Source organism: Micrococcus sp. R8502A1 (assembly GCF_006704135.1).
Classification (GTDB): Bacteria; Actinomycetota; Actinomycetes; order Actinomycetales; family Micrococcaceae; genus Micrococcus; species Micrococcus luteus.
Window position 1 is genome coordinate 1 of sequence record NZ_VIGS01000080.1, and the last position, 7,273, is coordinate 7,273.

General features: G+C 73.3%; 9 protein-coding genes. 6 read left to right on the forward strand and 3 right to left on the reverse strand.

What is annotated here, in order from left to right:
• Positions 1–154 precede the first annotated feature (154 nt).
• Positions 155–451, forward strand: a complete 297-nt coding sequence (locus FLM69_RS10760; RefSeq protein WP_141844209.1) for a DUF2516 family protein — start codon at positions 155–157, stop codon at positions 449–451.
• 25 nt (positions 452–476) lie between these two features.
• Here the strand turns inward: FLM69_RS10760 and FLM69_RS10765 are convergent, their stop codons facing one another.
• Positions 477–1,319: a class I SAM-dependent methyltransferase gene (locus tag FLM69_RS10765; protein ID WP_141844203.1), complete on the reverse strand. Its 843-nt coding sequence runs from the start codon at positions 1,317–1,319 to the stop codon at positions 477–479.
• 49 nt (positions 1,320–1,368) lie between these two features.
• On the opposite strand from FLM69_RS10765, the gene FLM69_RS10770 reads away from it, so the two are divergent.
• Positions 1,369–2,127, forward strand: a complete 759-nt coding sequence (locus FLM69_RS10770; RefSeq protein WP_141844205.1) for a phosphoglyceromutase — start codon at positions 1,369–1,371, stop codon at positions 2,125–2,127.
• A 75-nt stretch (positions 2,128–2,202) separates the two neighbouring features.
• On the opposite strand, the gene phoU is transcribed toward FLM69_RS10770, so the two are convergent.
• The gene (phoU, locus tag FLM69_RS10775; RefSeq protein ID WP_036316039.1) at positions 2,203–2,871 is read right to left on the reverse strand and encodes a phosphate signaling complex protein PhoU; all 669 of its coding nucleotides are present in this window, start codon (positions 2,869–2,871) and stop codon (positions 2,203–2,205) included.
• 163 nt (positions 2,872–3,034) lie between these two features.
• Between phoU and FLM69_RS10780 the strand changes: the two genes are divergently transcribed.
• Together FLM69_RS10780 and FLM69_RS10785 are read left to right on the forward strand one after the other, a co-directional pair.
• On the forward strand, positions 3,035–4,264 hold the full coding sequence (locus FLM69_RS10780) for a cell wall metabolism sensor histidine kinase WalK (RefSeq protein WP_061867508.1): 1,230 nt from the start codon (positions 3,035–3,037) through the stop codon (positions 4,262–4,264).
• Positions 4,261–4,941, forward strand: a complete 681-nt coding sequence (locus FLM69_RS10785) for a response regulator transcription factor (RefSeq protein ID WP_002858071.1) — start codon at positions 4,261–4,263, stop codon at positions 4,939–4,941. Before FLM69_RS10780 ends, FLM69_RS10785 begins: the two co-directional genes overlap by 4 nt.
• Positions 4,942–5,032: 91 nt before the next feature.
• On the opposite strand, the gene FLM69_RS10790 is transcribed toward FLM69_RS10785, so the two are convergent.
• Positions 5,033–5,584: a hypothetical protein gene (locus tag FLM69_RS10790; protein ID WP_036384688.1), complete on the reverse strand. Its 552-nt coding sequence runs from the start codon at positions 5,582–5,584 to the stop codon at positions 5,033–5,035.
• A gap of 201 nt (positions 5,585–5,785) precedes the next feature.
• Here FLM69_RS10790 and FLM69_RS10795 point away from each other — a divergent pair, with 201 nt between their 5' ends.
• Complete coding sequence (locus tag FLM69_RS10795; protein ID WP_002858073.1) at positions 5,786–6,268, forward strand: CarD family transcriptional regulator; 483 nt, start codon at positions 5,786–5,788, stop codon at positions 6,266–6,268.
• Positions 6,269–6,392: 124 nt separating this feature from the next.
• Entirely contained in the window at positions 6,393–7,205 is an 813-nt protein-coding gene (locus FLM69_RS10800) for a 2-C-methyl-D-erythritol 4-phosphate cytidylyltransferase (RefSeq protein ID WP_141844207.1), read from the forward strand.
• Positions 7,206–7,273: the final 68 nt, after the last annotated feature.

A 7,273-nucleotide genomic window follows, 5' to 3' on the forward strand; every position in this document is an offset into this window, starting at 1 on the left:
GTTAGCGTGAGTCATGAGTGGGTCTTCTCGGGCAGGTCGGTGGTGTAGGAACTTCCATCCTGCGGGAGAGGCCCACTCGTCTCATCTCAGCCCGGGCCTCGTGCCAAGAACCTCATGACCCACAACACCTAGACTGACCGGCATGAGCGCCCCCATGCACGTCGCCCTCCTCGTCGACCACTGGCTGTTCCGCGTCCTGGCGATCGCCGCGCTCGTGCTCGAGGTCTGGGCGCTGGTGGATGTCGTCCGGCGCCGCCCCGACGACTTCGCCCGCATCGGGGGCCGGGACAGGAGCTTCTGGCTGATCCTGACCGGCGTCGCCGCCGTCGTCGGGCTCCTCGGCGTGCTCGCGGGCGGCGGGATGGGCATGTTCGGCCTCGTGGCCGCGTGCGTGGCGTGCGTCTACCTCGCTGGCCCCCGCCAGGACATGGGCCCGGCCCTGCGCCGCTGAGGGCCCCGCGCCGTCGGCGGCGCCCTCATGACGACGGCGCCACCGCCGCCCAGCGCACGCTCAGCTCCCCGCGCCGCCACTGGTGCGGGCCGCCCAGCACGGGCCAGCCCGCCGAGCGCAGCGTGCCGACCGTCGCCAGCCACCGCTGCCGCGTCCCGTAGGCCGCGAGCGGGGCGTGCGCGGCCCACGCGGCGTCGGCCTCAGCCAGGAGCCGATGGACGGGCTCGCCGGTCACGTGCCGGTGGATGAGGACCTTCGGCAGGCGCGCCGCCACGTCCGAGGGGCGGGCGAAGGACCCCAGCCTGAGGGCCACGGTCAGGCTCGCCGGCCCGTCCCGGCGCAGATCCACCCAGGCCGCCCGCCGACCGTCCTCGGAGCAGGTGCCCTCCACGAGGACGCCGTCGTCGGCGAGCCCCGCGCACAGCAGGGACCAGATCGCGGGCACGTCCTCCTCCCGGTACTGGCGCAGCACGTTGAACGCGCGCACCACGGTGGGCGGCCGCGGCACGGGCAGCTCGAAGCCGCCGACCGCCCAGGTGACCCCCGGCAGGTCGCCGGCCCGCTCCCGGGCCCGGGCCACCCGAGCGGGGTCGATCTCGAGGCCCACCAGCTCGAGGGCCGGGTTCTGCACGCGCAGCCGCTCGGCCATCTCGACGGCGGTCACCGGCTCCGCGCCGAAGCCCAGGTCCACGGCCAGCGGGCGGGGCGTGCGCCGCAGCAGGGGGCCGTGCACGTCCGTGAGCCAGCGGTCCACCCGGCGCATCCGCTGCGCCGCCGTCGTGCCGCGGGTGATGTGGCCCTGCGGGCCCCGGGCGGGGCCGGGGCCGGGCGTCGTGCGCGCGCGCAGCCGCCGGGCCTTCTCCACCATGGGCTCCAGCGTAGGGGAGCGGCGGGACGGGTCCGCCTAGGATGGTGACATGGCGAACACCACGTACACGCTGGTCCTGCTGCGGCACGGTCAGAGCGAATGGAACGAGAAGAACCTGTTCACCGGCTGGGTGGACGTCCCGCTGACCGAGAAGGGGCGCGCCGAGGCCGCCCGCGGCGGTGAGCTGCTGGAGGCGGAGGGCATCCGCCCGGACGTGGTCCACACGTCCCTGCTTAAGCGCGCCATCACCACGGCCAACCTGGCACTCGAGGCCGCGGACCGCCAGTGGATCCCGGTCAAGCGCAGCTGGCGCCTGAACGAGCGTCACTACGGCGCCCTCCAGGGCAAGGACAAGGCCCAGGTGAAGGAGGAGTTCGGCGAGGAGCAGTTCATGGTCTGGCGCCGGTCCTTCGACACCCCGCCGCCCGCCCTGGACGACGACTCCGAGTTCTCCCAGGTCGGCGACGAGCGCTACGCGGACCTGGGCAAGGACGCCCCCCGCACCGAGGCCCTCAAGCAGGTCATCGACCGCCTGCTGCCCTACTGGGAGGAGCAGATCCTGCCCGACCTCAAGGCCGGCAAGACCGTGCTGATCGCCGCGCACGGCAACTCGCTGCGCGCGCTGGTCAAGCACCTGGACGGCATCTCGGACGAGGACATCGCGGGCCTGAACATCCCGACGGGCATCCCGCTGGTCTACGAGCTGGACCAGAACTTCAAGCCGATCACCGCGAACGGCCGCTACCTCGACCCGGAGGCCGCCGCCGCCGGCGCCGCCGCCGTGGCCGCCCAGGGCTCCGCACACTGACGCGGCCGCCGGATCCGCCCGACGACCACGGGCCGGGCCCCCGCTCGGGGGCCCGGCCCGTGGCGTCGGGGACGGTCAGGAGCCGGTGGCGTCCGGGCGGTGGGTCGCCCACTCGCCCGTGACGAGGTAGCGCACCTTGGCGGCCACGGACAGGCCGTGGTCCGTGAACCGCTCGAGGTAGCGCGAGGCCAGCGTGACGTCCGTGGTGGTGGCCGGCGTCGCGCTCCAGTCCGGGGCGGCGATCGCGCGGAAGACGGACAGGTGCAACGCGTTGACGTCCTCGTTGAGGGCGTCGATCCGGTCCCCGTGCGCCAGGTCCTGGGTCTCGAGCAGCAGGACGACCTCCTCGGCCACCTCCACGGCGGCGTCGCACATCGCGGTGATCACGGTCCGGACCTGTTCCGGGATGACGTGCTCGGGGTAGCGCAGCCGGGTCAGCTGGGCCACGTGGCGGGCGAGGTCGCCCATGCGCTCGAGCGAGGAGCTCATCCGCAGCGTGGCGACGACGGTGCGCAGGTCCGTGGCCACGGGCGCCTGCAGCGCCAGGATGCGCACGGCCTGCTCGTCGAGGGACTCCTGCAGCTGGTCGATCCGCGCGTCCTCCGAGATGACCCGTTCGGCGCCGTGCACGTCGGCCGCCTCGAGGGCGGCCTGCGCGTCCATCATGGCGCGGTGCACGAGGCGGGCGATCTCGGTCAGGTCGCGGCCCAGCCGTTCGAGGTCGGCTCGGTAGAGCTCGCGCATGGTCTCCTCTCCCCGGCGACGCCCGTGCGCCGCCGACCCCGACTCCCCGGGGCAACGGTCCACCCTGGCAGGGCAAGATGAACGGCCCATGAACGCCGATCGTCCGGCGTCTGGCGGGGCCGGGGCAGCCCGTCTCCGGGCCGCCAGAGGCTAGTCTGGTGCCGTGGATCCCGTCATCATCGGCCTGCTGTGCGGAGCGGTCGGACTGTTCACCGGAGTGGCCTCCATGCTGGCCTTCCGGGCGTCCGAGCGCTCGCGGACGGTGGACCTGACGGTCGGCGAGCCCACCCTCGCCCCGGGCGCCGCCGAGGTCCTCTCCGTGGTCGGCCGCGCGTACGCGGTGGTGGACGACGTCGACGGCGTGGTGCGCGCGAACCCCGCGGCCTACGCCCTGGGCCTCGTGCGGGGGCACTCGCTCGTCCAGGACCAGCTGCGCGAGCTCACGCGGACCGTGCGGACCGACGGCGTCATCGTCGAGCGCCGCATGGAGCTGCCCCGAGGACCCCTCGGGCAGTCGAGCCTCGTCGTCGAGCTGCGCGTGGCCCCGCTGGACGAGGAGTACATCCTGATCCTCGCCGACGACCGCACGGACGTGACCCGCACCGAGGCCATGCGCCACGACTTCGTCGTCAACGTCTCGCACGAGCTCAAGACGCCGGTGGGCGCCATCTCCCTGCTCTCCGAGGCCATCGGCGACGCCGCGGAGGACGAGGAGGCGGTGCGTCGCTTCGCCGCACGCCTGGGCGTCGAGTCCCGCCGGCTCTCGGCCCTCGTGCAGGACATCATCGAGTTCTCCCGGCTGCAGGCCAAGGACGTGGTCCAGGACGGGGGGCCCGTGGACCTCAACGCCGTCGTCGCCGACGCCGTGGACCGCCTGCGCCTGACCGCCGAGGACCGCGGCATCGCGCTGCGCGTGGGCGGCCGCGTGGACGCGGTGGTGCACGGGGACCAGGACCAGCTGATGACCGCGGTGCGCAACCTGGTGGACAACGCGGTGCGCTACTCCCCGGAGGGCACCACGGTGGGCATCGGCCTGAGCTCCGTGGACGGGCTCGCCCAGGTCACCGTCACGGACCAGGGCATCGGCATCAGCCCGGAGGAGCAGGAGCGGGTCTTCGAACGCTTCTACCGCGTGGACGCGGCGCGGTCGCGTCAGACGGGCGGCACGGGCCTGGGGCTGAGCATCGTCAAGCACGTCGTCATCAACCACGGAGGGGAGGTCACCCTCTGGTCCCAGCCGGGCCGCGGGTCGACCTTCACCATCCGCCTGCCCGAGTGGGGGGACGGTGTCGCCGTCGACGGCGCGCCGGGTGCCGCCCACGTCACCGAGCGGCGCGGTCACCGGGTGACCGCCTCGGCCGCACCCCCGACCCGGAAGGAGACGAGCGCATGAGCCGCATTCTGATCGTGGAGGACGAGGAGTCGTTCAGCGACCCCCTGTCCTACCTCCTGGAGAAGGAGGGGTTCGAGGTCACCGTCGCCGCCGACGGCAACGAGGCGCTGAGCGTCTTCGAGCGCGACAGCGCGGACCTGATCCTCCTGGACCTGATGCTCCCGGGGATGTCCGGCACCGAGGTGTGTCGTCAGGTGCGCCAGCGCTCCAACGTCCCCGTGATCATGTTGACCGCGAAGGACTCGGAGATCGACAAGGTCGTCGGCCTCGAGCTCGGGGCGGACGACTACGTGACCAAGCCGTACTCCTCGCGTGAGCTGGTGGCCCGCGTCCGCGCCGTGCTGCGCCGTCAGGGGGAGCAGGAGGAGCCGATGTCGGCGACCATCAGCGCCGGCCCCGTGCGGATGGACGTCGAGCGGCACGTCGTCTCCGTGGACGGCGAGCAGGTGTCCCTGCCGCTCAAGGAGTTCGAGCTGCTGGAGATGCTGCTGCGCAACGCCGGGCGCGTGCTCACCCGCGGCCAGCTGATCGACCGCGTGTGGGGCTCCGACTACGTGGGGGACACCAAGACCCTCGACGTGCACGTGAAGCGCCTGCGCTCCAAGATCGAGCCCGATCCCTCGAGTCCCCGCTACCTCGTCACGGTGCGCGGCCTGGGCTACAAGTTCGAGGCCTGACCGGGGCGCTCCGCCCGGGACGACGACGGCCCCGGCTCCACCTCACGGTGGGGCCGGGGCCGTGGCGTGCCGGGCGCAGGCCCGGCGGAGGTCAGTGCTCCTCGCCGTAGTGGTGGGTCTCCTCGTGGAGGTGCCCGACGAGATCCTCCTCCGAGGGCTCGACTCCCTCGGGGAGCAGGTCACGGTACTGCTCCTGGGTGGCGCTCAGCAGCGGGACGGCCAGGTCGGCGGTGCCGCCGTTGCCGGAGACGGTCACGGGCAGGTTCTCGCCGACCCACACGCCCTCGCGCTCCAGGACGGTTGTGTTCGCCTCGTCCTCGAGCTTGCGGCTCTCGCCGGCGGGGACCTTCAGGGTCGCGGAGCCGCCGCCCTCGGCCTGGAAGGTGTAGGTCTGATCCTGGCCGGAGGTGTTCTCCACGGTGCCGATCAGGCGGGCGGGGCCCGACTCGCCGTCGCCGACGAGGGCGAGGTTGCGGTAGCTCAGGAAGTCCTGCTCCTGGCCGTTGATGCCGTCCGAGGGGGAGTACTGGATGGCGGTGGCGATCGGGCTCACGGCGGAGCAGCCGGTGGCGCCCAGCAGGGCGACCGCGGCCAGCGCACCTGCGGCGAGGTGGCGCCGGGCGGGCCGGGATGCGTTCTTCACAGAGGTCTCCTCAGGTGCGATGACGTGCTCAGGAGCCCCGAGGCAGGGGCCCTGCCAGGTCAGGCTACCGCATCCCGGGACGCCGGCAGGCCTGTGGTGCGGGGTCGTCCACTATCACATCCGGAGGCCGAAGATGTGACGGCACGCGCGGCACGACGAGGCCGCATGATAGAATGAGACGACTGAAAGGGGCACAACAACATGGTTTTTGAGGTCGGAGAGACCGTCGTCTACCCCCACCACGGTGCTGCGCGGATCGAGGAGATCAAGATGCGCACCATCAAGGGGGAGGAGAAGATGTACCTCAAGCTCAAGGTGGCCCAGGGAGACCTGACCATCGAGGTCCCTGCGGAGAACGTCGACCTCGTCGGCGTGCGTGACGTCGTGGATGCGGAGGGGCTCGAGCACGTCATGGAGGTCCTGCGCGCCGAGCACGTGGAGGAGCCGACCAACTGGTCCCGCCGCTACAAGGCCAACCTGGAGAAGCTCGCCAGCGGCGACGTCAACAAGGTGGCCGAGGTCGTCCGCGACCTGTGGCGCCGCGACCAGGACCGCGGCCTGTCCGCCGGCGAGAAGCGCATGCTCTCGAAGGCCCGCCAGGTGCTCGTGTCCGAGCTGGCGCTGGCCAAGAAGGTCACCGAGGAGGAGGCCGAGGGCCGCCTGGACAAGGTGCTCGAGGGCTGACGAGCAGCACACGGCAGGGGAGGGGCCCGCGTCCACGACGCGGGCCCCTCCCCTGTCTCGTCCCCGGCCGCGGTCGCCACAGGGGCGGGCCACGGACCCCTGGCGTGCTCCCTAGGATGAGGCCATGCCCACCGCCCTCGTGATCGCCGCAGCCGGCGCCGGCACCCGCCTCGGCGCCGGGCTGCCCAAGGCCCTCGCCCCCCTCGCGGACGGCCGCACCCTCCTGCGCCACTGCCTGGAGTCCGTCGCCGCCGCGCGCACCGCCGGGCTCGACCTGGACGCCGTCGTGGTGCTCACCCCGCCGGCGGGGGCCGATGCCGGCCGCGTGGCCGCCGAGGTCGACGCCGGCCCGCGCCTGGACGTGCCCGTGCACTGCGTGCCCGGCGGCGCCGAGCGCGCGGACTCGGTCCGCGCCGGACTCGCCGCGGCCTCCCGCGCTCTGGCCGACCTCGCCCCGGCGGGGGCGCCCCGCCGCGTCCTCGTCCACGACGCGGCCCGCGCGCTGACCCCGTCGAGCGTGTTCGCGGCCGTCACGGCGGCGCTCGAGACCGGCGCGGTCGCCGCGGTCCCGGGCCTGCCGCTGACGGACACCGTCAAGCAGGTCACCCCCGGCCGGGGCGGAGTCGACGTCGTCGCGGCCACGCCGGCCCGCGCCGCACTGCGCGCGATCCAGACGCCGCAGGGCTTCGACCTGGACACCCTGCTGGCGGCCCACGAGGCCGTGCGCGCGGACCCCACGCTCGACGCCGCGGCGCTCACCGACGACGCGATGGTCATGGAGGCCGCGGGGCACGAGGTCGTGGTGGTGCCCGGCGACCCGGCCGCGTTCAAGGTCACCGCCCCCGCCGACCTCGACCTCGCCCGCCTCGAACTCGCCCGCCGCGCCCCCCAGGAGGCCGGCTCTTATACACATCTGACGCTGCCGACGAGCGCCTAAGCGTAGGAGCCGGTGGCGCCGGCCTGCTTAACAGAGACCAAGCCAACGCACGCGCCCGCTGAGCGCGA